This window comes from Rhodobacteraceae bacterium D3-12, assembly GCA_025916135.1.
In the GTDB taxonomy this organism is placed as follows: domain Bacteria; phylum Pseudomonadota; class Alphaproteobacteria; order Rhodobacterales; family Rhodobacteraceae; genus JAKGBX01.
The window spans coordinates 1,720,629-1,746,112 of record CP104793.1 but is presented as its reverse complement, the minus strand read 5'-3'; the positions used below and the strand labels follow the sequence as shown (position 1 = coordinate 1,746,112).

Annotated in this window: 25 protein-coding genes and 1 pseudogene; 21 read left to right on the top strand and 5 right to left on the bottom strand. The window is 60.9% G+C overall.

What is annotated here, in order from left to right; translation table 11 throughout:
- Window positions 1-552, bottom strand: coding sequence for a YeeE/YedE family protein (locus tag N4R57_08620; GenBank protein UYV39058.1), 552 nt, complete (start codon window positions 550-552; stop codon window positions 1-3).
- Between the two features lie 65 nt (window positions 553-617).
- On the opposite strand from N4R57_08620, the gene N4R57_08615 reads away from it, so the two are divergent.
- Window positions 618-1,241 carry a hypothetical protein gene (locus tag N4R57_08615; GenBank protein ID UYV39057.1) on the top strand — a complete coding sequence of 208 codons (624 nt, stop codon included), beginning with the start codon at window positions 618-620 and terminating at the stop codon, window positions 1,239-1,241.
- 13 nt (window positions 1,242-1,254) lie between these two features.
- Here the strand turns inward: N4R57_08615 and N4R57_08610 are convergent, their stop codons facing one another.
- From N4R57_08610 to N4R57_08600, 3 genes are read right to left on the bottom strand one after another with little or no spacing between them, the layout of a single operon-like run.
- Window positions 1,255-2,517 (bottom strand): VWA domain-containing protein, encoded by a 1,263-nt coding sequence (locus N4R57_08610; protein UYV39056.1) that lies wholly within the window; start codon window positions 2,515-2,517, stop codon window positions 1,255-1,257.
- A gap of 18 nt (window positions 2,518-2,535) precedes the next feature.
- On the bottom strand, window positions 2,536-2,745 hold the full coding sequence (locus N4R57_08605; protein UYV39055.1) for a hypothetical protein: 210 nt from the start codon (window positions 2,743-2,745) through the stop codon (window positions 2,536-2,538).
- A 29-nt stretch (window positions 2,746-2,774) separates the two neighbouring features.
- Complete coding sequence (locus tag N4R57_08600; protein ID UYV39054.1) at window positions 2,775-3,683, bottom strand: MoxR family ATPase; 909 nt, start codon at window positions 3,681-3,683, stop codon at window positions 2,775-2,777.
- Between the two features lie 226 nt (window positions 3,684-3,909).
- Here N4R57_08600 and N4R57_08595 point away from each other — a divergent pair, with 226 nt between their 5' ends.
- The 10 genes and pseudogenes from N4R57_08595 to N4R57_08550 all read left to right on the top strand — a co-directional run bounded on the left by N4R57_08595 (window position 3,910) and on the right by N4R57_08550 (window position 14,774).
- Window positions 3,910-4,941 carry a glycosyltransferase family 2 protein gene (locus N4R57_08595; GenBank protein UYV39053.1) on the top strand — a complete coding sequence of 344 codons (1,032 nt, stop codon included), beginning with the start codon at window positions 3,910-3,912 and terminating at the stop codon, window positions 4,939-4,941.
- Entirely contained in the window at window positions 4,938-5,564 is a 627-nt protein-coding gene (locus N4R57_08590; GenBank protein UYV39052.1) for a sulfotransferase family protein, read from the top strand. Before N4R57_08595 ends, N4R57_08590 begins: the two co-directional genes overlap by 4 nt.
- Window positions 5,564-7,932: pseudogene (locus N4R57_08585) on the top strand (glycosyltransferase family 2 protein). The gene N4R57_08590 and the pseudogene N4R57_08585 overlap by 1 nt, the downstream one beginning before the upstream one ends.
- 3 nt (window positions 7,933-7,935) lie before the next feature.
- Complete coding sequence (locus N4R57_08580; GenBank protein ID UYV39051.1) at window positions 7,936-8,646, top strand: FkbM family methyltransferase; 711 nt, start codon at window positions 7,936-7,938, stop codon at window positions 8,644-8,646.
- A 4-nt stretch (window positions 8,647-8,650) separates the two neighbouring features.
- Window positions 8,651-9,691, top strand: a complete 1,041-nt coding sequence (locus N4R57_08575; protein ID UYV39050.1) for a glycosyltransferase family 2 protein — start codon at window positions 8,651-8,653, stop codon at window positions 9,689-9,691.
- Window positions 9,692-9,815: 124 nt separating this feature from the next.
- Window positions 9,816-10,796 (top strand): phosphoadenosine phosphosulfate reductase, encoded by a 981-nt coding sequence (locus N4R57_08570; GenBank protein UYV39049.1) that lies wholly within the window; start codon window positions 9,816-9,818, stop codon window positions 10,794-10,796.
- A gap of 67 nt (window positions 10,797-10,863) precedes the next feature.
- Window positions 10,864-11,901, top strand: a complete 1,038-nt coding sequence (gene pyrC / locus N4R57_08565) for a dihydroorotase (GenBank protein UYV39048.1) — start codon at window positions 10,864-10,866, stop codon at window positions 11,899-11,901.
- Between the two features lie 78 nt (window positions 11,902-11,979).
- Complete coding sequence (locus tag N4R57_08560; protein ID UYV39047.1) at window positions 11,980-12,663, top strand: orotate phosphoribosyltransferase; 684 nt, start codon at window positions 11,980-11,982, stop codon at window positions 12,661-12,663.
- A 195-nt stretch (window positions 12,664-12,858) separates the two neighbouring features.
- Window positions 12,859-14,346: a replicative DNA helicase gene (locus tag N4R57_08555; GenBank protein UYV39046.1), complete on the top strand. Its 1,488-nt coding sequence runs from the start codon at window positions 12,859-12,861 to the stop codon at window positions 14,344-14,346.
- Complete coding sequence (locus N4R57_08550; protein ID UYV39045.1) at window positions 14,346-14,774, top strand: hypothetical protein; 429 nt, start codon at window positions 14,346-14,348, stop codon at window positions 14,772-14,774. The genes N4R57_08555 and N4R57_08550 overlap by 1 nt, the downstream gene beginning before the upstream one ends.
- A 75-nt stretch (window positions 14,775-14,849) precedes the next feature.
- Here the strand turns inward: N4R57_08550 and N4R57_08545 are convergent, their stop codons facing one another.
- Window positions 14,850-16,124 carry a hypothetical protein gene (locus N4R57_08545; GenBank protein UYV39044.1) on the bottom strand — a complete coding sequence of 425 codons (1,275 nt, stop codon included), beginning with the start codon at window positions 16,122-16,124 and terminating at the stop codon, window positions 14,850-14,852.
- A 135-nt stretch (window positions 16,125-16,259) separates the two neighbouring features.
- Between N4R57_08545 and alr the strand changes: the two genes are divergently transcribed.
- The 10 genes from alr to N4R57_08495 all read left to right on the top strand — a co-directional run bounded on the left by alr (window position 16,260) and on the right by N4R57_08495 (window position 25,379).
- Complete coding sequence (alr, locus tag N4R57_08540) at window positions 16,260-17,297, top strand: alanine racemase (GenBank protein ID UYV39043.1); 1,038 nt, start codon at window positions 16,260-16,262, stop codon at window positions 17,295-17,297.
- A 9-nt stretch (window positions 17,298-17,306) separates the two neighbouring features.
- Complete coding sequence (locus tag N4R57_08535; protein ID UYV39042.1) at window positions 17,307-18,101, top strand: ABC transporter permease; 795 nt, start codon at window positions 17,307-17,309, stop codon at window positions 18,099-18,101.
- A 127-nt stretch (window positions 18,102-18,228) separates the two neighbouring features.
- Window positions 18,229-18,987 carry an ATP-binding cassette domain-containing protein gene (locus N4R57_08530; protein UYV39041.1) on the top strand — a complete coding sequence of 253 codons (759 nt, stop codon included), beginning with the start codon at window positions 18,229-18,231 and terminating at the stop codon, window positions 18,985-18,987.
- Between the two features lie 334 nt (window positions 18,988-19,321).
- Window positions 19,322-19,792: a paraquat-inducible protein A gene (locus N4R57_08525; GenBank protein ID UYV39040.1), complete on the top strand. Its 471-nt coding sequence runs from the start codon at window positions 19,322-19,324 to the stop codon at window positions 19,790-19,792.
- Between the two features lie 122 nt (window positions 19,793-19,914).
- Window positions 19,915-20,670, top strand: a complete 756-nt coding sequence (locus tag N4R57_08520; GenBank protein ID UYV39039.1) for a DNA repair protein — start codon at window positions 19,915-19,917, stop codon at window positions 20,668-20,670.
- 86 nt (window positions 20,671-20,756) lie between these two features.
- Complete coding sequence (radA, locus tag N4R57_08515; GenBank protein UYV39038.1) at window positions 20,757-22,121, top strand: DNA repair protein RadA; 1,365 nt, start codon at window positions 20,757-20,759, stop codon at window positions 22,119-22,121.
- Window positions 22,122-22,159: 38 nt separating this feature from the next.
- Complete coding sequence (locus N4R57_08510; protein ID UYV39037.1) at window positions 22,160-22,714, top strand: CvpA family protein; 555 nt, start codon at window positions 22,160-22,162, stop codon at window positions 22,712-22,714.
- Window positions 22,715-22,840: 126 nt separating this feature from the next.
- A complete protein-coding gene (gene purF / locus N4R57_08505; protein UYV39538.1) occupies window positions 22,841-24,292 on the top strand; it encodes an amidophosphoribosyltransferase in 1,452 nt (483 codons plus the stop codon).
- Window positions 24,293-24,418: 126 nt separating this feature from the next.
- On the top strand, window positions 24,419-24,694 hold the full coding sequence (locus tag N4R57_08500; protein ID UYV39036.1) for a hypothetical protein: 276 nt from the start codon (window positions 24,419-24,421) through the stop codon (window positions 24,692-24,694).
- Window positions 24,695-24,734: 40 nt separating this feature from the next.
- Window positions 24,735-25,379 (top strand): SDR family oxidoreductase, encoded by a 645-nt coding sequence (locus N4R57_08495; GenBank protein UYV39035.1) that lies wholly within the window; start codon window positions 24,735-24,737, stop codon window positions 25,377-25,379.
- Window positions 25,380-25,484 lie beyond the last annotated feature (105 nt).

The following is a 25,484-nucleotide window of genomic DNA, read 5'->3' as shown; positions in this document are numbered from 1 at the left end:
TTAACCCTCCTTGCGATACATCATCATCGCCACGGGCACCGCCGCAGCAAAAGCTCCAAGAGCAAAGATATAGCCCGACAAAGATGTCTGCATCATCCCGCTCATCATATGCCCCGAGGTGCACCCCCCGGCGAGCCGCGCGCCATAAAGCACGATAAACCCGCCCACAAAGGCGACGGCATAGCGCTTCATCGGCGTGTCACCGTAATTTGCATACCAAATCGCGGGCAATCGCCGCTCATCCGCGCCGATCCCGCCCCGCGCCATGGCCGATGCAAAAGCCCCGATCATCATGGCGATGACAAAAACAAAGCTATAGTTCAGCGGGTTAGCAACGGATTTGGCATATTTTCCGTCCGATTTCGCAAGATATGCGTTGGTCGAGGTAAAGCCCGTATCGGTTTGCGTCACAAGCTCGGAATTCACCGCGTCACCGATGATCCCATCAAGGATAACAAACTGCGTCGATACCCCGATGGGCTTGACCAACAGCACCGCAAGGAAGAAAACAAAACCTAAAAGGATGCCGCCCAGTTTCCAGTCGAGTGTCATAACTGACCTCCTGTTCATGATTCACATTCTGAAAACCATATATATTGAAAGTGGAATGCTTTAAAATGATCCAGATCAAATTTCTTCCCGCCGCTCTCGCAATTTCGGCTTTCCTCGCGGCCCCCGCACTCGCCGATAGCCCGCTGACCCGCCACTTCGGCGCCAGCAACAGCTGCTATGCGCGAAGCTACAGCGCCGATCACCTCGCCAAACACCCCAAACAACAGGTCACCGCGATCCGGATTGATCATTTCCCGCGCGTCTCCGGCCCGTTTGGCAAAGATGGCCAGCCGTTGATCTATCCAAAGGCGCCTGAAATCGTCGTGAATCTCTCCGTCACCCTGCGCGGCAACAGCGAGGCCTACGGCGCGACCGGCTTTTGCTGGCCCGATGGCAAAGGCATGTCCTGCGGTCTGGAATGCGATGGAGGTCGGTTCAATCTGGTAGACAAAAGCGGGACAAAGCTGTTGATCACCGGCGGGTCCGACATCTATTTTCACGATTGTGACGCCGGTGATACCGTGCTCTCGCGTGAGCCTGACGACAAGAGCTTCCTGCTCACCCGTCTGCCGGATGCGCAATGCCAGCCCCCGGCTAACCGAAATCCGTCACGGATTTCGGTCTGTTTTCCGTCACGGAAAACGCCCCGGCCTCACCGACAACGCCCATTCGGACGCCAGTCCGCATGACGCTATCATGACGCTATTCCTTGCGCATCATCTCCATTAAACGCGCCTTTTCGCCCAGGTCATCGCGCCGCGAAATCGCCGCTGCCAGCTCTTCCAGCGTGGCAATGGAATGCCCGGCGCGAAACGCATCGACATGCGGCAACATCTCGCGAATGCCACGCGCCTTGGGCGCAAACCCGTCCCATCGCAGCAACGGATTGAGCCAGATCAGCCGCCGCGCCGACAGATGCAACCGCTCCATCTCGCGGCCCAACGCGCCCTCTGCGTCCCGATCCAGCCCATCACTGATCAGCAAAACCACCGCGCCCTGCCCCATCACCCGACGCGACCAATCCCGGTTAAACGCATGCAGGCTCTCTGCGATCCGCGTGCCACCTTCCCAATCCTGCGCCTCGGCTCCGGCTGCGGCCAACGCCTGATCCACATCGCGCGTCGCCAGATGCCGGGTGATATTGGTCAGCCGCGTGCCAAAGGTGAAGGCATGCACCTTGGCCCATCCCGCCCCCTTCTGGTTTGCCACCGCATGCAGAAAATGCAGCACCATCCGCGAATACTGGCTCATCGAGCCGCTGATATCGCACAGCACCACCAGATTGGGCCACCGCTCCTTGGGCGCTTTCATCTCAAGACGGTCCAGCTCTCCGCCGCGCCGCATCGCCCGCCGCATGGTGCGCCGCCAATCCATCGCCCGCCCCAGCATGGCCGCCTCGCTGCGCCGTGACGCAATCGGGCGCACCGGCAGCTTCAACCGCGCCAGCATGCGCTTGGCTTCGGCCACTTCCGCCGTGCTCATCTGCTCAAAATCCAAGGACCGCAACCGCTCCTCGCCCGACATGGTGCGCGAGGCGTCGATCTCAATCTCGCTCTCGTCCTCACCTTCGTCCTCTATGTCCGGCAAATCCCGCTCAACCCCGTCAAGCAACGCCTCGGCTGCGCGTTTCTCACCGGCCTCGGGCTTGCGCGCCTCCTGCGCCCCCCGCAGCGCCGGCAGCATCATCGCCATCATATGCTCCATATAGCGCGGGTCGCGCCAATAGAGCCGGAACACCTGTGCAAACACGCGCCGATGCTCTGGCCGGTTCACAAAACAAGCATGCAGCACCCAGAAAAAGTCACGCTTCTCGCTGAACCCCGCCACCTCAACCGCGCGGATCGCATCAATCACCCGCCCCGGCCCAATCGGCAGGCCCGCCTTGCGCAACGCCCGTGCGAAATGGATGATATTCTGGGCAAGCTTTGGCCGCTCAGGCAGCTCAAGCGGGATCGCTTCAACCATTGAACGCCCCGGGCGCGATCACCCCACCGCCAAGCTTTCCGGCCCGCCCCTGCCAACTTGAAACTCTCCCGTTTCAAACGCCGCCTCTTGTTCTTCGGCCCTGTCTTCGCCCACCGCAAACAGCAAATCGGCAAACAAACCGCGCCCGCCCTGATCGCTCTCTAAAATTGCGCGCGCCAACAACGGATCGGCCACGCCAAACACCGGGTCCAACTCAACTTCGAACATCCGCCTTGCCCCTCTTGCCCGCAGCCCCGTTATGCTGGCTCCAACGTGGCTTTCACCTCGTCCAGAATGCGCTTGGCTTCTGAGCCTTGCAGCTTTTGAATGTCGTCCTGATACTTCAAAATCGCGCCCACCGTATCGGCAATCACTTCGGGACTAAGGTCCAGAACATCCAATGCCAACAGGCACTTGGCCCAATCAATGGTCTCGGCCACGCCGGGTTTCTTGAACAAATCTTCCGTGCGCAGCGCCTGCACAAACCCCACCACCTGACGGCTCAACGCCTCGGCGGCCTCGGGCGCGCGCGCCTGCAATATCTCGACCTCACGCTCGAAATCCGGGTAATCGACCCAATGATACAAACACCTGCGCTTGAGCGCATCATGCACCTCCCGCGTGCGGTTGCTGGTCAGGATCACAATCGGCGGTTCCGGCGCCTTTACCGTGCCCAACTCAGGGATCGTCACCTGAAAATCGCTCAGCGCCTCGAGCAAGAACGCCTCAAACGGCTCATCCGTGCGATCCAACTCATCAATCAGCAGGACCGGCGCGCCGCCCTCCTGTGCGCGCATCGCCTGCAACAACGGGCGCTCGATCAGATAATCCTCAGTGAACAGCTCGGTTTTCAACGCCTCACGATCCGCGCCTCCCGTGGCTTCGGCTGTGCGAATGGCAATCATCTGCTCCGCGAAATTCCACTCGTAAACAGCCGATCCCGCGTCGAGCCCTTCATAGCATTGCAACCGGATCAACCGCCGCCCCAATCCTGCGGCAATCGCCTTGGCAATCTCGGTCTTGCCGACCCCGGCCTCGCCCTCCAAAAACAATGGCCGCCCCAGCTTGAGCGATAAGAACACCACCGTCGCCAAAGCCCGCCCACAGACATAGTCTTGGCTGGTTAACATCGCCTGAACATCGTCGATCGTTGTCATATCGCTCATGCCTGCCCCTCCTCTTTTGCACAGTCCTGCATGTGCTTGCGCTGCCGTCAAGCAACACCACCCCATTGCGTCATTCACCGCTTTTGCCAAAGATTGACGCCAAGGGGCGCAAATGCGAAGGTCTTTCTCAATAAAAGCATGGGATAAACCCCATCAAATCATGACCAACGCGTCAGGCAGGCAGAACAATGCAAACGAATTCCGGGTTTCCGGCGGGGCGTCCGTGATGAAGATCACGGCAGTCACATGTGTCAAAAACGAGGGGCCGTTCCTGTTGGAATGGATCGCCTTCAATCGCCTGATTGGCGTGACCGATTACCTGATCTATTCCAACGATTGCACCGACGGCACCGACCACTTGCTTGATGCCTTGGCCGCGCGCGGGCTGGTGCACCACCTGCCCAACCCCGCCGAAGGGCGCAATTACCAGATGGAGGCGCTCAAAGACGCCGCCAAGCAAGAGATCGTGACCGAGGCCGATTGGGTCTGGGTCGCCGATGTTGATGAGTTTCTCAACATCCATGTGGGCGATCACACCATCCCCGCCCTGATCGAGGCATGTGACAACCCTCACGCGATCTCGCTCACGTTTCAATTCTTTGCCAATGACGGGGTGAAAGCGTTTGACGACCGCCCGGTGATCGGCCAATTCACCCGCTCGCACAACCCCGACCTCTGGTGCGGCGAAACCGCGATTGAGGTGAAATCGCTGGTCCGCCACGACTTCCCGCTGCAATATTTCGGCGCCCACCGGCCGTTTTTCCGCAAGGGTCTGCCGCCGCGCAAACGCCCCTCATGGACCGATGGATCGGGCCGCGAGGTGCCGCATCGCTTCCTCGTCGCCGCCAATCCGCGCCGTATTCGCAAGTTTCCGGCCCACGGTGCGCGCGAATTTGCCACGCTCAACCACTACGCGCTGCGCTCGCTTGATAGCTATCTGGTCAAGAATGACCGCGGTGATGTGAACCGCGAAAACCGCGCCTTCGATGATACCTACTGGCGTGAACGCAACGACAACGGCTTTCTCGACACGTCGATCCACCGCTACTTGCCGGGCCTCACTGCCGCTCTGGACGAATTGAAATCTGACAATGAAATCAAATCCCTGCACGACGAAGCTGTTGCACGTCACAAGGCCAAACGCGATGAGCTGCTAGAGCAACGCCCCTATGCCAAACTCTACAAGCACCTCAAATCCGCCCCCACCATCTCCCACCAGGAAGAGGCGATGCTGATCGACCTCGGACTCGCCTCATGAGCCGCCAGATCGTCATCAACCTCGGCCTGCCGAAATCCGGCACCACCACGCTGGCCCGCGCCCTGCGCGAGGCCGGTTTCAAGGTCGCCGACTACCGCATCCGCTGGCGCGATACCGATAACAAGGCGCTGCGCGGGCGCTTTGTCGGCGGGCAGATGTATCAAGGCTACTTTGCCTCCGGTGACCCGCTGCAAACCCTGTCAGACTTTGACGGGTTTTCCGAAATCGGCATGACCCGTGGCAACCTCTCCTATTGGCCGCAAACCGATTGGGGGGTGCTTGCGGCCCTGCGCGCCCACCACCCCGGCGTGCGCTTCCTTGCCTCCTCCCGCGACCCCAAGGATCAGGCGCTCTCGATGCTGAAATGGTCCGACATGGGGATCGAACGCCTGCCCAAACTCACCGTGCCGGGCCTGCCGCGCGGCTTTGGCCATACCAACCTCGAACGCGCCCAATGGATCGCGGCGCATCATGCCTTTCTCGCCCATGTTTTCGCGGGCGCAGATGACTTTCTCGAATATAACATCGCCGACCAAACTGCCCCGCAAAAGATCGCCGCCTTTCTGGGTCGCGACTTGCCTTGGTGGGGACGGCTCAACACCAACAAGGACGCCGTCGCCTGATGCGCATCATTCTTCATATCGGCATGGCCGAGGTCGGAGCCGACCGCCTGCAATCTGTCCTCGCGGACAAACGCGAAGGCCTTATTTCCAAGGGCATCCTCTTCCCGCGAAGCCCGGACCCAAGAACCACACCCGCCTGTTCATGGCCGTGACCGACCCCGATCATATCGACCCGCTGCGCTTCAATCGCGGCTACATCACGCCCCAGTCTCAGGCCGAGCTGCTCAAAGAGGTCGCCGAGGGTCTCAAGCGTGAAATCGACGCGCATACGCCCGATCTCATGATCTTGTCCGCCTCGCAACTCGGCGTGTCCCTTGCCCGCCCGTCCGAGGTCGAGCGTCTGAAATCCCTTCTCGCGCCGCTGTCGAACGACATTCAAATCCTCGCCCATATTGATGAGCCGGGCCGCCTCCTTGCCCGCCACTACGCCGCACAGGTCCTCGAAGGGCGCGCCGCGCCGCTCGACCTTGAACGCGACCTCGCCGGAAGCAGCGATTGGTGGGACGACGCCCTGCTCGACGCCCATAAAATCGACCCGCAAGCGGGCCAGTTCCTTGAAACCCAAACGCCGCCGTTCTGGCTCGACTACCCCCGCCTCGTGACCCATTGGGAGGCGGCCTTCGGTGCCGGCTCCGTCACCCTACGCCCCTATGATGCGGCGCGGTTTTATGGCTCTGACATCATTAACGAAATCCGCGAAGCCTTTGACATAAAAGAAAACATTGGCCGCGCCGAAGCCGAAACACCGCCCGAGCAACCTTCCGCCGCATGGCTCGCCCGCGCCCGGCAACTCAACGAATTGCTCCTGCGGGTCTTGGGTCAACGCAAGCGTATCCTGCCGCGCCCGCTCTGGCGTAAATTCTTGGGCGAACTCGAAATCTCCGGCGATCCCATCGACGCTTCAAGCCTGTCCGAAATTTCCCAATCCTTCGCCCCCCAGCTCAAAGCGCTGACCAAAAGCCACCCCGCGCTCAAACCGGCCCACTTCAAACCCGCCAAAGCCACCGCGCCATGGGTCGAGGCCGACCCCGGCAATGGCTACCGTGCCTCGCAATATTTGCTCGCCTTCATGTGGCGCATCGACAAGGCCACCCGACAGGCCAAAAATGACAAACTCGCCGCGCTTGAAAACATGAAGAGTGACGCGCAACCGATTGAAGAAAAACCTAAAAACAACGACGGCCTCACCGACACCGCCCGCGCCCTCATGCCCCCCTTGGCACAGCAGAATTTCGCCAAACTCCGCAACAGCTCTTTCGCCCCGCATAACAAGCTCGGCATGGTCGACGAAGACCAACTCGCCGCCCCCTATAGCGAAATCACCCCCCGTCCGCTGCCCGCCGGCAATTCCGGCAATGTCATCGTCGGCTGCATGAAGAACGAGGCCCCCTACATCATCGAATGGGTCGCCTATCACCGCGCAATGGGCGTCGATAACTTCTTGATCTACACCAATGATTGCTCTGACGGCACCTCCGAACTGCTGGACCGGTTACAGGAAATGGGCGTGCTTCAGCACCGCAACAACGACAAGTGGAAAGGCAACTCGCCCCAGCAATACGCGCTCAATCAGGCGCTCAAGGAAGACGTGATCAAAAACGCCGAGTGGATCATCCATATTGACGTGGACGAATTCATCAATGTGCGCTGCGGGAACGGCACCCTCGACGATTTTTTCCAAGCGGTGCCAGACGCCACCAATGTCGCCATGACGTGGCGGCTGTTTGGCCACAACAACGTGACCAAACTGGCGGATGAGTTCGTGATCGACCAATTCGACACCTGCGCCCCGAAATTCTGTCCCAAGCCGCATACCGTTTGGGGCTTCAAAACCATGTTCCGCAATATCGGTGCCTATGAGAAAATCTCCTGCCATCGCCCCAACAAGCTTGATGATGCTTTCAAATCACAGGTCAAATGGGTCAATGGCTCGGGTCAGGATATGACCCGCGAGGCGGCGGAAAAAGGCTGGCGAAGTTCCAAGAAATCAATCGGTTACGACCTATTACAACTCAACCACTACGCCCTGCGCTCGGCTGAATCCTTTCTGATCAAACGTCAACGTGGCCGCGCCCTGCATGTCGACCGCTCAATCGGCATCAACTATTGGATCCGCATGGATTGGTCCGATTTCCGCGATGTCACGATCAAACGCAACCTGCCGCGTCTGCGGGCCGAATATGACCGCCTGATGCAGGATAAACCCCTGCACGATTTGCACCACCAAGGCCTTGAATGGCACCGCGCCAAGGCCGAAGAACTGCACGGAATGGACGAATTCGCCGACCTCTACGAACAGGCGGTCAAGATCAAGCTGACCGAAACCGAGCGTGTTGCCTATGCCCTTGCCCTTGATATGGAGAGTTGAGCCATGGACGCTTCTGCCCCTGAAGTTGCCCAAAACACGCCGCACATCATCTCGCGCGGCATCAAGATGCCAAAGGTGCAGGGCATCACCCGCCCGCGCATCCGCCGCTCCCTGCGTGAGAACACCTATGAAGGCTATGAAGCCGACGCCGTGATGAAAATCGCGCGCGAAGGTGACACAATTTTGGAACTTGGCGCCGGGCTTGGCTATATCTCGACCCTGATCGGCGCAAAACGCCCGGTCAAAGAAATTCACGCGTTTGAGGCCAACCCCCAACTGATCGACTATATCCGCAGCGCCCACGCGCTGAACGGCATCACCAACGCCACCGTACACAACGCCCTGCTTGGCCCGCGCAAGGCCAAGCCGCGCAATTTCTACGTCCGTAGGAACTTCCTCGCCTCCTCTCTGGACGGCGATGCGCTCAACCCCGATGGCATTCAATCGGTCGAACAGATCGAGGTGCGCGGCATCAACACCACCTTTAATGAGATCAAGCCAGACGTGCTGATCTGCGACATCGAAGGCGCCGAGGCCGAACTTCTCCCGGCCCTTAAATACGACGGTCTGCGCGCTGCGGTGATCGAATTGCACCCGCAATGGATCAAGGCCGCAGGCGTGCGCGCCGTGTTCGAAGCGATGCACAACTGCGGCCTCACCTATTACCCCCGCTGGTCCTATCGCAAGGTCGTCGTCTTCCGGCGCGAGTGGTAAGCCCTTGAAAATCCTCGTCGTCCTCACCGTCCGCAACGAAGGCGCCTACCTGCTTGAATGGCTCGCCCATCACCGGGCGGCCGGGATCAGCGACTTTCTGATCTACTCCAATGATTGCGACGATGGCACCGAGCTGATGCTCGACCGGCTGGCCGCGCTCGGCCTCATCACCCACATCCCCAACCCCGGCCCCTATCACAAGGGCGGGATCCAGTTCACGGCGATGAAACACGCCGACACCACGCCAGAGGTGGCCGCAGCTGACTGGATCATCACCCTTGATGTCGACGAATTCATCAACATCCATACCGGCGACCACACCATCCCGGACCTGCTCGCCGCCCTGCCCGATGCCACCGCCATCACCCTCACATGGCGGCTGTTCGGCTCCATGGGCCTCGCCCGGTACGAGGACACGCCGGTGCTCGACACCTTCACCCACGCCGCGCCCGAGATCATGTTCTGGCCGTGGCGCGCCGCGATGTTCAAAACGCTCTTTCGCAACGATGGCACCTACGGCAAGCTCGGCATCCACCGCCCGCGCAGCCCCGATAAATCGCGCCTGCCGAATGCCCGCTGGTTCGATGGCCACGGTCGCGCCCTGCCCGCCAATTTCGCCACCGCGCGGATCTTTTCCCCCTATGGCCGCCCCAACTACGGATTGGCGCAACTCAACCACTATCCCCTTGGCAGCATGGAGAATTTCGTGATCAAAGCCGACCGTGGCCGCGCCGTTCACAGCGACCATATGCTTGATCTCGATTACTGGGTCGAACGCAACTATATGATCGCCGAAGACCGCTCGATCGACGCCCTCGCCACGCCCCGCGCCGCGCATCTCGCATCCCTCCACGCCGATGCCGAACTCAGCCGCCTGCACCGCGCCGCCGTGGATTGGCGCAAATCGCGCTTCCTCAAACTGCTACAGGACGAACCCTTCCGCGCCCTCTATGGCCGCTTGCTGCAAACACCGCCCACGCGCCCGGTCTCTAAACAGGCCGCCGCGTTCCTGCGTCATCACGCCGCCCTCGGAAAACCCGACTAAGCACCTCAAATCCCCAAGTCTTCTCCCAATTTTTGCCCGATTTGCCGCCTAATCCGATGCGCAAACCAATAAACGCGCCCGGCCAATCCCGTTCAATCGGCGCGTCCCCTGCGAGGCAAAACCGATGCAAGACACGCCATATGAGCTCGAGATCGACCTGTCCGGCCTTGCCAAAGCCGAATGGCTGACCCGTTTGGCCGACACCGGAGAGGCCCACGGCCATTTCCAGCCCCTCGGTCAACGCCACTTTGCGGCTTTCCTCGATGCCGGATCCACCCTGCTGGTCAGCTTCGAAACCATCCAAGGCATGCGCGCCCTTACCGAAAGCGCCGAACCCTTGGGCTGGTCCATGACCCGAAGCCGCGGCTGGTCGTCCCTCACCCTCGTCTCGCAAGGCGACACATGGTTTCGGGACCGCGACGTGTTCGGCTATTTCGACGCTCTGATCGACGACGGCTTCTTTGACGAATTCGACCGCATCCTGTTTTATGGCGCTGGCCCCTGTGGCTACGCCGCCGCCGCCTTCTCCGTCGCCGCCCCCGGCGCAGAGGTGCTGGCCATCCAGCCCCAAGCCACGCTTGATCCGCGCATCGCCGAATGGGATGACCGCTTCACCCATATGCGCCGCACCCGGTTTGATGATCGCTACGGCTATGCTCCCGATATGCTCGACGCGGCGACAAACGTCTTCATCCTCTATGACCCGTCGGTCGAACTTGACGCGATGCATACCGCGCTGTTCACCCGCCCCAATGTTGAAAAATTCCGCATGCGCTTCATGGGCGCCGCGATCCAGACCGACCTGATCCAGATGAAACTGCTCGCGCCGCTGCTCGCGCTCTTTGGCGATGGTGCGCTCACCACCGAAAGCTTCGCGCGCCTGATGCGTGCGCGTCGCACCCACCCACCTTACCTGCGCCGCGTGCTGGCCGAGGTCGACAAACAAGACCGCCCCGCGCTCGCCACCATGCTTTGCCGCAACGTGGTCTCGCGGCTCGACAATGCCCCGCGCTTCTCGCGCCGCCTCAATCAATTGCTGCGTGCCGCCAATGCGGGCGATACCGCCGCCAACCCGCCCAAACCCGACACGCCAGCAAAATTTTAACACGGGCGGCACCGGGCCCCATCTCAGCACTGGAAAGCACCGCGCCTTTGCGCTAATCGCTGGAACCATGACCAGCATCACAATCCGCCGCCCCGACGATTGGCACCTGCACCTGCGCGATGGCGCAATGCTCGCTGCCGTCCTGCCCGAAACTGCCCGCGGTTTTGGCCGCGCCATCATCATGCCCAATCTCGTGCCGCCGGTGGTCACCTCGGCCGATGCCGCCGCCTACCGCGATCGGATCATCGCCGCCCTGCCCAAGGGCGCGGATTTCAAACCGCTGATGACCCTCTACCTGACCGAGGATACAGACCCCGAAGACCTCGCCGCCGCCCATGCCTCTGGCCTGATCACCGCGGTCAAACTCTACCCGGCTGGCGCCACCACCAATTCCGCCTCCGGCGTCGCCAATTTCGACAAGGTCCGCCCCGTGCTTGAGAAAATGGCCGAGATCGGCTGCCCCCTCTGCGTCCACGGCGAAGTCACCGACCCCGAGATCGACATCTTCGACCGCGAAGCCGTCTTCATCGACCGCGTGCTTGATCCGATCCGCCGCGCAACCCCCAGCCTGCGCGTGGTCATGGAACATATCACCACCTCGCAAGGCGTCGATTACGTCCGCGCCAACGACAAAGACCTCGCCGCCACCATCACGGTGCAGCACCTGATCCTTGATCGCAACGACATGCTCGTCGGTGGCATGCGCCCGCATTACTACTGCCTGCCGATCCTCAAACGCGGCAGCCATCGCAAGGCCCTGCTGGCGGCCGCCACCTCCGGCGACAAACGCTTCTTTCTCGGCACCGACAGCGCGCCGCACCCAACCCACGCCAAGGAAAGCGAATGCTGCTCGGCGGGTTGCTTCACTGCGCCCAACGCCATGCCGATCCTGGCCCAGACCTTCGAAACCGCAAACGCCCTCGACAGGCTCGAAGGCTTCACCTCCCTCAACGGCCCCGCCTATTACGGCCTGCCGGTCAACACCGACACGATCACCCTCGCCCGCGGCGCAACCCCAACTCAATGGCCGCAAAAAATCCCCGCGGGCGAGCACACTGTCACCGTTTTCGACCCCGGCTTTCCCGTCTACTGGTCCATCCAGTAACTTCATCTGACCCGAAATATCCCGGGGAGCGCGAGGGGCTGGCCCCTCGCTCCCGCCATCAGCCAAAGGCCCGTCACCATGATCCCCTCCTCCTACCCCTCGGCAGAAGAAATCGCCCGCCTCACCGCCCGGATGCTGCTTGAAATCAAAGCGGTCCACTTCAACGCCCGCGAGCCCTTCACCCTCGCCTCCGGCCTGCCCAGCCCGACCTATATCGACTGCCGCACCCCCATCTCCTATCCGCGCATCCGCTCGACCATGATGGATTTCATGGCCGTCACCGTCATGCGCAACGCCGGGTTTGAGGCATTCGATAACATCGCAGGCGGCGAAACCGCCGGCATCCCCTTCGCCGCCCTCATGGCCGAACGCCTCGGCCTGCCGATGACCTATGTGCGCAAGAAACCCAAAGGCTACGGTCGCGGCGCCCGAATCGAAGGCCAGATGAGCGAGGGCCAGCGCGTCCTGCTCGTCGAAGACCTCACCACCGATGGCGGCTCGAAACTCTCCTTCGTTGACGCCATCCGCGAGACCGGTGCCACCTGCGCCCACACCGCTGTCATCTTCTATTACGGCATCTTCCCCGAGACCGAGAAAACGCTGGGCGATCACGGCGTTAGCTTGCATCACCTCTGCACATGGTGGGACGTCCTCGCCGAAGCCCGCGCCCAAAACGCGTTTGATGCCGAAACGCTCGCAGGCGTCGAAGCCTTCCTGAACGACCCCCGAAAATGGCAGGAAGAGCACGCAGAAGGCGCGTAAATTCGCGCCGCGCCGTGCGCGGAACAATCGACACTTCCTCTACGTAAGCTTCCACCAAATCCGGTGGACGCCAGCCGTTGTTCTTCCAAATATAGTGGAATTGTGATACTCACAAACAATCCACAAAAACATACAATTTGCCCCACATGCAGGCGCTCGCGTATCACAATGGCGGGATAGCAAAAAAGCAGAATCATGAACGAAGTCACCACCTTCAATCCGACCGGAGCCGAGGTCTCGAACCCCGACACCATTCCGCACTCCATCGAGGCTGAACAACAGCTTCTTGGCGCGATTCTCACCAATAATGACATCTATGACCGTGTCGCCGCGATCATCGGCCCGGCGCATTTCTATGACCCGGTCCATGCCCGCATCTTTGAAACCGCCGCTGCACGGATTGCAAAAAACAACCTCGCCTCCCCGGTGACGCTCAAAGCGTTTTTTGAAGAAGACGACGGCCTCAAGGAACTCGGCGGTCCCGCCTATCTCGCCCGCCTCGCGGGCGCGGCGATCTCGGCCTTTGCCGTGCGCGACTATGCCCAGCTGATCTATGACCTCGCCATCCGCCGTGATCTGATCCAGCTTGGCAAAGACATCTCGACCAAAGCCTCCAAAGTCGAAATCGGCTCCGAGCCGAAAGAGCAGATCGTCGAAGCCGAACAAGCCCTTTATCAACTTGCCGAGCAAGGCCAGTCAGAAAGCGGATTTCAAAGCTTTCTCAAGGCTGTAACCGACGCTGTTAATGTCGCCAATGCCGCCTATCAACGCGAAGGCGGCCTCGCCGGGATCGCCACTGACCTGATGGACCTCGACGGCAAACTCGGCGGGCTGCACAAATCTGACCTGCTCATCCTCGCCGGTCGTCCCTCCATGGGCAAAACCTCGCTCGCCACCAACATCGCCTTCAACGTCGCCAAAGCCTACAAGCGCGGCACCCGCCATGACGGCAGCGAAGGCGCGGTGGATGGCGGTGTCGTCGGCTTCTTCTCGCTCGAAATGAGCGCCGAACAGCTCGCCGGTCGGATCCTCGCCGAAGCCTCGGAAATCTCCAGCCACAAGATCCGTCAGGGTGACATGGACGAAAGCGAATTCCGCCGCTTCGTCGACGCCGCTAAGGCGCTCGAAGCCTGCCCGCTATTCATTGACGACACCGCCGCGATTCCCATCGCCCAACTCGCGGCCCGCGCCCGACGTCTCAAGCGGACCCACGGACTGGACCTGCTGATCGTCGACTACCTGCAACTGGTCCGCGGCACCTCCGAAAACCGGGTGCAGGAGATCGGCGAAATCTCCATGGGACTCAAGGCGATAGCCAAGGAACTTGATATCCCCGTCATCGCCCTGTCCCAGCTTTCCCGTCAGGTCGAAAGCCGCGAAGACAAACGCCCGCAGCTCTCTGACCTGCGTGAATCCGGCTCGATCGAACAAGACGCCGACGTGGTTATGTTCGTCTTCCGCGAAGAATACTATGTCGAGCGTGAAAAGCCCGGTGATCACGAGCTTGATAAAATGGCCGAATGGCAAGACCGCATGTCCGGCCTGCATGGCAAAGCCGAAGTCATCATAGGCAAGCAACGTCACGGCCCCATCGGCACTGTCGAGCTTAGCTTTGAAGCGGAATTCACCCGTTTCGGCAACCTCGCCAAACGCTGGCAACAAGGCTCAGGAGGAGACTTCTAATGTCGATCCACACCTTTATGGCCGCCTACAAACGCACTTGGGAGGGGCAGGACAGCGAAGGATTCGCCGCGCTCTTTACCCCCGATGGTGCCTATTGGAACACGCCGTTCCAATGCCAAAACACCTTCGACCTGCGCAAAACCTATTGGGATCGCATCAAGCTTCAACAGGATATTTCCCTGTCTTATGAAGTCCTTGCCGAAACATCTTCAGGTGGCATCGCGCATTGGCACACCGAATACCGCGTCGCCTCGGAAGAGCTGTTTGCGATCTGGGCCAAATCCACGGGCACCGGCGTGCCTGATCGCAATCCCGGCGACCCGCTGCCACGCCTGATCCTTGATGGCACGTTGATCGGCACGTTCAACGCCGACGGCCTTGCCACCAATGTGCGCATTTTCTGGCACTCCATGGCGGAACCCGGCTAGCCGCACGCAAAAGGCGCCCCCGCAAAGAGAGAGCGCCTCCAAGACACAAATTCGTGCCGTATCTACTGCCGGGCTCTACTGCCGGATCCGCACGCCCTGCGCTTCCAACTGCTCAAGCTGCGCCGCCGGGATCGCGCTGTTCTTGCCAATGGTCAGCCCCTTCAGCTTCTCCAACCCGAACAGCGGCGACACATCCGCCACCCCGGTGTTGGGGATCACAACGTAGCGCAAATTCGCCTTCCCGCTCAGCGCCGCAATGCTGCCCAGCGGCGTATCGCCCAGCTGCGCATCCTCAAGCCGGCTCATGCCTCCCAGCACCGAGACATCCGCGACCGAAGTGTTCCTGATCCGCAAGATCCGCAGCCCCCGCGACGCGGCCAGAATCGAAATATTGCTCACCCCCGTGCCGCTGATCGACAGCGATTGCAGCATCACCTTCCCCGCCAGCGGCGTGATATCGGTGATCTTCGTATTGCTGAACTCGACCTGTTCCAGCGCGATCAACCCACCCAAAGGCGACAGATCCGACACCGGCGCCCCGCGCAGGTTCACGCTCCGCAACGACCGCAGATTGGCCAGCGGCCCGATATCCGTCGCCGCAATCCCCGGTGCATAGAGCCGCCGCAACCCGGTCAACCCCGCAAGCGGGCTCAGATCGGTGACCCGCGTGTTGGAAATATCCAGCGTATCCAACCCTTTAAGCCACGCCAAAGGTGACAGATCGGTCGCCGCCGCGCCCGACATATAAAGCTCGCTCAGCCCCGTCATCCCCGCCAACGGCAAAAGATCGGTCGCCCGGGTCTTGCTAATCGTCAGGTAATCAAGGCTGCGCAACGCGCTCAACGGCGTGATATCCGTGCTCGGGCTATCGCTAATATCCAACCCGCGCAGCGTCACCAGATTGGCCAGCGGGCTCAGATCGGTGACCGGCACCTTCTGCATCCGCAAGGTCCGCAATCCGGTCAGCGTCGTAAGCGGAGCAATATCGCTCACCGCCGTGCGCGATATATTCAGCTCGCGCAGCGCCGCCATCCCGATCAGCGGGCTCAGATCGCTCACCCCGGTGTTGTCCAGCGTCAAACGCTGCAGCCACGGGTAATTGCGGATCGGCGACAAATCGGTGATCCCGGTCCGCGCAAGGTTCAGCCCCGACATCCCGGTCAACTGTGCAATCTCCGGCGGAATCACCGTCAGATCCTTGATCCCCGACAGCGACAAATCCCGACAATTGCGCTCCAAACAGGTCGCGATTTTCTTTTGCACCTCCGCCGCTGCATCCGCCCAAACCGGCGTGGCCGTCATCAGTGCAAGAAATACCGCGCCCGCGCGCGCTCCTAGAAAACGTTTCATATCAATACCTATGGTCTATTTGCTCAATAATACCGCCATTCTTGACGCGCGCGGCCTCTCGGTCAACTCTCTTTGCGCCGAAAATGTCGCTGCATTCCCCCTTGACCTCACCCGTCACCGGGCCGAAAAAGCCCCATGGCTGGTGGTATTTTGACAATTGATCTCGACGCGTTGGTGACCAACTGGCGCAGTCTCGCCGCGATGAGCGATGGGGAAACCGGTGCCGTGGTCAAGGCCAACGGCTATGGGCTCGGCGCGCGCCGCGTGTCGCGCGCATTGGCCCGCGCAGGGGCGCGCCGCTTCTTTGTCGCCATCGCCGAAGAAGGCGCCGCGCTGCGCGAAACCCTCGGCCCGGGGCCCGAAATCAATGTGATGTCGGGGCATATGCCCGGCGACACCGATATGATCGGCGATCTCTCTCTCACGCCGATGATCAACAGCCTCGATCAATTGCTCCGCCATGTCGAAGCCCTGCCCGGCGCGTCCTTTGGCATTCAACTCGACACCGGCATGAACCGCCTCGGGATGGAATTCTCCGAATGGCAGGCCGTGCGCGACATCGCGATCAGCCAACAACCGACGCTGATCATGTCCCACCTCGCCTGCGCTGATGAGCCGTCACACCCGATGAACCGCCAACAGCTCAAAACCTTTCACGAGATGACGGACGGGCTCGACATCCCGCGCTCGCTCTCGGCCACCGGCGGCATTCTTCTGGGCAAGGAGTATCACTTTGACGTCACCCGCCCCGGCATCGGCCTCTATGGCGGGCTGCCGTTCGATCTGGCCACGCCGGTCGTGCGCCTCGATTTGCCGGTGATCCAAACGCGTGACGTCGACCCCGGCGAAACCGTTGGCTACGGCAATACCTTCACGGCCAGCACGCCCAGACGCGTTGCCACCGTCTCTGCCGGCTACGCCGATGGGCTGCTGCGGGCGCTGTCTGGCACAGGCACGCTCTATTCCGGCGATATCGCCTGCCCGATCCTTGGCCGCGTCTCGATGGATCTGATCGGTGTCGACATCACCCAACTGCCCGACACGCCGCAAACGCTCTCCATCCTTAGCGATGCGCAAAAGGTTGATGACCTCGCCAATGACGCGGGCACCATCGGCTATGAAATCCTCACCTCGCTCGGGCCGCGCTATACCCGCCGCTATGCTGGCGGATAAGGCCAAAGCATGAGCCTCGCCACCTCCCTCACCGCGCCGCTGGCCGCCACCGGCGCCACCACGCTCGCGGCCCTCGCCTTTCTTGGCCGGATAAGCCTGTTTGCGATCTCCACGATCACACATCTCTTCCGCCCGCCGTTCTATGCCCGCGAATTTGCCCACGCTCTGGTTCAGATCGGCTGGCTCTCGCTGCCCGTGGTCGGCCTCACCGCCCTCTTCACCGGCGGCGCGCTGGCCTTGCAAATCTACGCTGGCGGTGCACGCTTCAACGCCGAAGCCGTCGTCCCCTCGATCGTCGCCATCGGCATGGCCCGCGAACTCGGCCCCGTGCTTGGCGGCCTCATGGTCGCCGCCCGTGTCGCCAGCTCGATCGCCGCCGAAATCGGCACCATGAAGGTGACCGAACAAATCGACGCCCTCGTCACCCTCTCGACCCACCCGATGAAATACCTCACCCTGCCGCGCGTCCTCGCCGCCACCCTTGCCGTGCCGGTGCTGGTCGGCGTCGGCGATGCGATCGGCATCATGGGCGGCTACCTCGTCGGCATCACGCGGCTCGATTTCAACGCCGCCGCCTACCTCAAGAACACCGCCGACTTCCTCGAACTCTGGGACGTCGCCTCCGGCATGATCAAAGGCGCGGTCTTCGGCTTCATCGTCGCCACGATGGGCTGTTTTTACGGCATGAACTCCGGCCGTGGCGCCCAAGGGGTCGGACGTGCCACCAAATCCGCCGTGGTCGCCGCCTCGGTGATGATCCTCGCCGCCAATTACATCCTCACCGAACTGTTCTTTGCCGCATGATATCACCTGTCCGCCATAGCCCGGCCAACGCTGACCGACGGGATGCGCCTGCCCGGCTGGGCGTAGATTGTGCGAACCGTGGGGCCGGCAGGCGCATCCCGCCGCTGTTCAACGGGGGCAACACACCATGATCGAGCTGAAGAACATCCATAAATCCTTCGGCCCGAAACGTGTGCTACAGGGAGTCAACCTGACCATCCCACGCGGCGAATCCATGGTCATCATCGGCGGCTCCGGCACCGGCAAATCCGTGGCGCTTAAATGCGTCCTCGGCCTGATCAAACCCGACAGCGGCCAAATCACGGTTGACGGCACCGACGTCAACACTGGCATCAACACGGGCGAGCGTGACGCCTTCCTCGCCCGCTTTGGCATGTTGTTTCAGGGCGGCGCGCTGTTTGACTCGCTCCCCGTCTGGCAAAACGTCTCCTTCCGCCTGCTGCGCGGCGCTCTCAAACGCCCCCATGCAGAGGCCCGCGAGATCGCCATCGAAAAACTCCGCCGCGTCGGGCTCAAACCCGAAACCGCCGATCTCTTCCCGGCCGAGCTTTCGGGCGGCATGCAAAAACGCGTCGGTCTCGCCCGTGCGATCGCTGCCGAGCCTGAAATCATCTTCTTTGACGAGCCCACCACCGGGCTCGACCCGATCATGTCTGGCGTCATCAACGAACTCATCCGCGAGATCGTCGTCGAAATGGGGGCCACCGCCATGACCATCACCCACGACATGTCCTCGGTCCGTGCCATCGCCGATCAGGTGGCGATGCTGCACGATGGTATCATCCAATGGACCGGCCCCGTTGCCGATATGGACAACAGCGGCGATCCCTACCTCGATCAATTCATCCACGGCCGCGCCGACGGCCCGATCGAAGCGGTACGCTAAGCAACAGCGCGCCCAGCCAGTCAGACGCTGAACCGGCGTCCTCCGACCTTGATCCGAGCCTCAAACACCCCCGCACCACCGCCCGGAAATATCGACCCGAAAGATCGCCAATCGTTACCCCACCGTACGATGCATTTACTTAATACGGGGTAAACATATGCGGTTTTCGGATGTCATACGCATGTCAGCCGAAGGTCAGCCGGACATCACCCCCCACCGATCCCCGCCAATGTGGCCAATTAACCTCCCCTAACAACGGGTTAACGCCGCCGCCCATTGCACCGCGCCGCAATCCCCCCTACCTCTCGCCCAATGCACCACGGAAAGGCCACCTATGCTGCGCATCGCCAATCTCAGCCTCATCATCCTTTTCCCGATTGCTTGGTTCTCGCCGCTCATGCGCGCGGGACTTGGTTTGCCACTGTTTTCCCTCAATGAAATCAGCGTTATTTCCGGCCTGCAAAGCCTCTGGAGCTCGGACATTTTCCTCGCCCTGATGGTGACCTTCTTCGCCCTTTTCGCGCCCTATATGAAAACCATCGGCCTTGGCCTTTTGCATTTCGACCTGCTCTCCCCCAAGGTGCTGCCGGTGCTGGGTATTCTGGGCAAGCTCGCGATGGCCGATATCTTCCTCATCGCGCTCTATATCACCCTCTCCAAAGGCATCGGAATCGGCAAAATCGAAGTCGCCTGGGGGCTTTACCTTTTCACCGCCTGCATCGTTGCCTCGCTGGTGATCGGCATGCTTTCTGAACGAAAGCTAAAAAAGTCTACCATTGTCTCGGATTGGGAAACAACCACCTGACTTCCAAGGCTTTCCTGCCTTTTTATCGTCACATTTTTTTCTTTTTTCATAGCGTTCCGGAAGCCATCCGGCATAAACTCGCCTAAGTAATCGTAATGTTTTGACTTCCTTGGGGGGATGTCATGTCGCACCATTTTCGTGCTGGTTTTGAACTCGCGCAGCACTTGCTGCACCGTCTGGCTTTTTTCACGTTTATGCTCTTGGCGCTGTCTTTGGTCGTCGCCACGATCCTCTCTGCGATCGGCTATTGGCCTTGGCTTGATCTCCAGATCAACGTCGGCGGCCAAGCAGTTGAAAATGCTGGTATCTATGTGCAGGTAGGCGGCACAATTCTTGCTGTTCTACTGTGCTTTTTCCTGCCCTCGAACCGCCGCATCATGGCGCTCGAAAACTCGCATCGCACCTTCCACATGGGCGTCGAGGACGTCGCCCGCGCCTATCACCACGCCCATGCCGCCGACCGCAACGATGTCTTCCAGATGAGCGCCGAATTCGACGCCATGCGCGAGCGGATCGCCTATCTGCGTGACCATCCCGACATGGGACAGATGGAGCCTGAAATCCTCGAAATGGCCGCCCAGATGAGCTATGTTTCGCGCGAATTGGCGGTCACCTATTCTGATGAAAACGTCAATCGCGCCCGCGATTTCCTGCGCCAGCGTCAGCACGAGGTCGAAAATTTCGACAAGCGTCTCGACCGCGCAAAAGAGATCCACCAAGAGCTGAAACACTGGCTCACACAGGTCGAACTCGAAGAGAGCGTCGCCGCGTCGCAACTCGAACGGCTGCGCGACGAATTGTTCGTCATCCTGCCCGAAATGGGCAGCGAAATGTTGGATGCGCGCAAGATCATCACCCTGCCCCGCGCGGCCGAGTAACCGGGCCTTCACCGGTCTTGCTGCAAACTCCGTCTTGATGCATTTGCCGTTTGACGTGGCGCTTGCGCTCATGCAAACCCCTGAGCATGGCAAAAGCACCTAGTTTCACCTGTAACGCCTGTGGCGCAAAGCACTCCAAATGGTCCGGGCGTTGCGACGCCTGTGGCGAATGGAATTCCATCGTCGAAGAGGTGCCGCTGTCCTCTGGCCCGGCAACCAAATCGCTTGGCAACACCCGTGGCAAGCCGGTGCAACTCTCCGATCTGGGCCACGAAGAAAAACCGCCCGCCCGCACCATCAGCGGCCTGGGCGAGCTTGATCGCGTCCTCGGCGGCGGCCTCGTTCCCGCCTCCGCACTGCTCGTCGGCGGCGATCCGGGCATCGGCAAGTCCACGCTGCTTTTGCAGGCGGCCGCCGCATTTGCCACTAAGGGGTTGAAAACAATATACGTTTCCGGCGAAGAGGCCAGCGCACAAGTGCGCATGCGCGCCCAACGCCTCGGCCTCGCTTCGGCTCCGGTTCAACTCGCGACCGAAACAAATCTGCGCGATATATTAACCACTCTCGAGGCCGAACGCCCCGCCCTTGCGATCATCGATTCGATCCAGACGATGTGGGCCGATAACGTCGGCTCCGCCCCCGGTTCCGTCTCTCAGGTGCGCGCCGCCGCGCATGAGCTGACCAGCTTTGCCAAGCGCATGGGCATCTCGGTGATCCTTGTGGGCCACGTCACCAAAGATGGCCAAATCGCCGGCCCGCGTGTGGTCGAACATATGGTCGACACCGTGCTCTATTTCGAGGGCGAGCGCGGCCATCAGTTCCGCATCCTGCGCGCCGTCAAAAACCGCTTTGGCCCCGCGGATGAAATCGGCGTCTTCGAGATGACCGGCGCCGGCCTTAGCGAGGTTTTGAACCCCTCCGCCCTGTTCCTCTCCGAACGTGGCGAACCCAGCCCCGGCTCAGCCGTCTTCGCCGGGATCGAAGGCACCCGCCCGGTTCTGGTTGAGTTTCAGGCGCTTGTCGCCCCTTCGCCCCATTCGCAACCCCGCCGCACCGTCGTCGGCTGGGATGGCAGCCGTCTCGCCATGATCCTCGCCGTGTTAGAGGCCCGCTGCGGCATTCCCTTCGCCGGGCTTGATGTCTACCTCAACGTCGCGGGCGGTATGAAAATCACCGAACCCGCCGCCGATCTCGCCGTCGCCGCCGCCCTCCTTTCGGCCCGCGAGGACGCCAGCCTGCCCGCCGACACCGTGGTTTTTGGCGAAATTAGCCTCTCCGGCGCGCTCAGAGCGGTCTCTCAAACCGAAAACAGGTTGAAAGAAGCGCAAAAACTTGGTTTCTCCTCTGCAATCATGCCATCAGGCGGCAAAGCCGCAGGCACGCGCGGTTTCAAGGCCACTAAACTGGCCGACCTGACCGCATTCGTGGGTGAAATTTTCGGCGCGGGCTGAACCGCAAGCGCACAAGCAAAAAACAAAAAGGGACAGTCATGGAAGGCTTTACCATCATCGACGGCGTTGTTGCGCTCGTTATCGTCGTCTCGGCACTTCTGGCCTATTCTCGCGGCATCGTGCGCGAATCCCTTGCCATCGCGGGCTGGATCGTGGCCGCGATCCTCGCCTTCATGTTCGCACCCCAAGTGCAGCCACTTGTCAAGGAAGTCCCGGTTCTCGGAGATTTCCTTTCCGACAGCTGTGAATTGTCGATGATCGCAGGCTTCGCCGCCGTCTTTGCGGTGGCGCTGGTTGTGGCCTCGCTCTTTACGCCGCTGTTTTCCTCGCTGGTGCAACGCTCTGCCCTTGGCGGCATCGACCAGGGGCTCGGCTTCCTCTTTGGCGTGCTGCGCGGTGTGCTGCTCGTTGCGGTGGCCTTCTTCGTCTATGAAACGGTGATCACCAGCCAAGACATCCAGATGATCGACGACAGCCGCTCTCACCGCGTCTTCTCGCGCTTCACCGGCCGGATTCAGGAAAACAACCCAGAAGAAGCTCTGGGCTGGGTCACCCGTCAATACGAACAACTCGTTGGCGCCTGTAGCGAGTAAATTTTACCGCCGCCTGCCGTTTGGCGGGTTTCATTTGTGATCGTTTCGTGACATGGCCTTCCTGAGCCCTTACAAGAGGGCAGGATCGTCCAGACGGATTCGGAGCTGCCTCCCGTGCCCATCCAAATGCCCCCCGCCCATCCTTTTGATGATGACAAACTCAAAGAAGAATGCGGCGTCTTTGGCGTCGTCGGCGTGACCGACGCGGCGAATTTCGTGGCCCTCGGCCTGCATGCCCTGCAACACCGCGGGCAAGAGGCCGGCGGCATCGTCAGCCACGACCCCGAGCAGGGGTTCAATTCCGCCCGTCGGTTCGGCTACGTGCGCGACAACTTTACCAAGCAATCCTTGATGGAAACGCTGCCCGGCCCGCTTGCGATCGGCCATGTGCGCTATTCCACGGCTGGCTCGAAGGCCGCGCAAATCCGCGACGTTCAACCCTTCTTTGGCGAATTTTCCATGGGCGGCGCAGCGATTGCCCATAACGGCAATATCACCAATGCCGACGCCCTGCGCCGCGAGTTGATCGAGCGCGGCTCGATCTTCCAAAGCTCAAGCGACAGCGAATGCATCATCCACCTGATGGCCCGGTCGCTTCAACGCAACATTCCCGAACGCATGGAAGACGCGCTGCGCCGCGTCGAAGGCGCGTTCTCGATCGTTGCCATGACCCGGACCAAGCTCATCGGCGTGCGCGACGCGCTTGGTGTGCGCCCACTGGTATTGGGCAAGATCGGTGATGGCTGGGCGCTCAGCTCGGAAACTTGCGGGCTCGACATTATCGGCGCGGACTACGTGCGTGAAATCGAACCCGGCGAAATGGTCGTGATCTCGGACAAAGGCGTCGAAAGCTCCTTTCCCTTCCGTCGCAAGTCCTCGCGTTTCTGCATCTTCGAACATGTCTATTTTTCGCGCCCCGACAGCATCATCGGCGGCCGTTCGGTCTATGAAACCCGCCGCCAGATTGGCGTTGAACTGGCCCGCGAAACCCCTGTTGAGGCCGATCTCGTTTGCCCCGTCCCAGATAGCGGAACCCCCGCCGCCATTGGCTTTGCCCATGAATCCGGCATCCCCTTCGGCATGGGCATCATCCGCAACCAATACATGGGCCGGACCTTCATCGAGCCAACCGAACAGATCCGCAACATGGGTGTGCGCCTCAAACTCAACGTCAACCGCGCCCTGATCCGCGGCAAACGTGTGGTGCTTGTCGATGACAGCGTTGTGCGCGGCACCACCAGCCGCAAGATCAAGGAAATGATCCTTGATGCCGGTGCCAAGGAAGTCCACTTCCGCATTGCCTCGCCGCCCACGGCATGGCCTTGTTTTTATGGTGTCGACACGCCGCAACGCGAAAAACTCCTCGCCGCCACGATGAGCGAAGACGAAATGCGCGACCACCTCGCGGTTGATAGCCTCAAATTCGTCTCGCTTGACGGTCTCTACCGCGCCGTGGGCGAAGCCTCCGGGCGCAAAAATGACTGCCCGCAATATTGCGACGCCTGCTTCTCAGGCGAATACCCGGTCACCCCCGCCGACATGATCGAAAAAGGGTTCGAGATGAAAGCCGCTGAATAAGCGGCATCCCGCCCCCTTACGCTGCGTCGCAGCAAGAACCCGCGCATGCGCGTTTTGCCCGTGTGGGCATTCCCGCTTGGCACTGTTATTGGCCCGCTTTTCTGCCAATGAACAAGCGGTCAAACCATGTCCAAGTCCAACAAAACGCCCGACACTGCGGCCAATCCCAAGGTCGCCACTGCCGCGACCGAAACAACAGCGATGCGCCTGAACAACGTGGCGCTGATTGGAACCTTCGGAAGCGCTGACGCGCCCGGTGCCCTCATCCGCCTTCCAGCTGGCAAAATCCTCAAGGTCAGCACCGGCGACCAAACAACGATTGGCAAGGTCGTCGGCATCAGCCAAAGCGAATTGCTGCTGGCCAAAGGCGGGCGCACCCTCCGCCTCGCCATGCCGCGCTAGCGGGCTTGACCTTTTGCGCCATGGGGGCCACACAGCCGATATGAGCACCAAAATCGCCCTTATCACCGGAGCGTCCCGCGGCCTTGGCGCCGGCCTTGCCGAAGCCCTCTGCGAGACACACCACATCGTCGCCGTGGCCCGCACCACCGGCGCCCTCGAAGAGCTGGATGACCGTATTCAGGCGAAAGGCGGCATTGCCACCCTCGCCCCGATGGACATCACCAACCCCGACGCCATGGCCCAACTGTGCCGAAGCATCTATGACCGCTGGAACAGCGTTGATGTCTGGGCCCATACGGCGGTTCACGCCGCGCCGCTTTCGCCTGCGGACCATGTCAGCGACAAGGATTGGGAAAAATCGGTCGCCATCAATGTCACCGCCACGGGGCGGCTGATTCCCTTCATCGCCCCGCTGCTCGGGCAATCGGGAACTGCGCTTTTCTTTGACGATCCCCGCGCGGGCGAAAAATTCTTTGGAGCCTATGGCGCGACCAAAGCCGCACAGATCGCCCTCGCCCGCTCTTGGGCTGCGGAAACGGTCAACATCGGACCCAAAGTGCATGTCCTGTCGCCGCGCCCGCTGGCCACAGCCAATCGCGCCCGTTTCTTCCCCGGCGAAGACCGCAGCCCGCTGGCTGCCCCCGCGGATGAAGCCAAGCGCTTGCTGGATACGCTCCCGCGCTGAGCGCTTCGACCGCCGCACCAGTTGCAACCATCCGGAGCCCCGCTCCGACGTCGCCCTGTCCGGTCCGCTGTGTTAAAACTTCCGCAATCTTTATAGATCATCTTC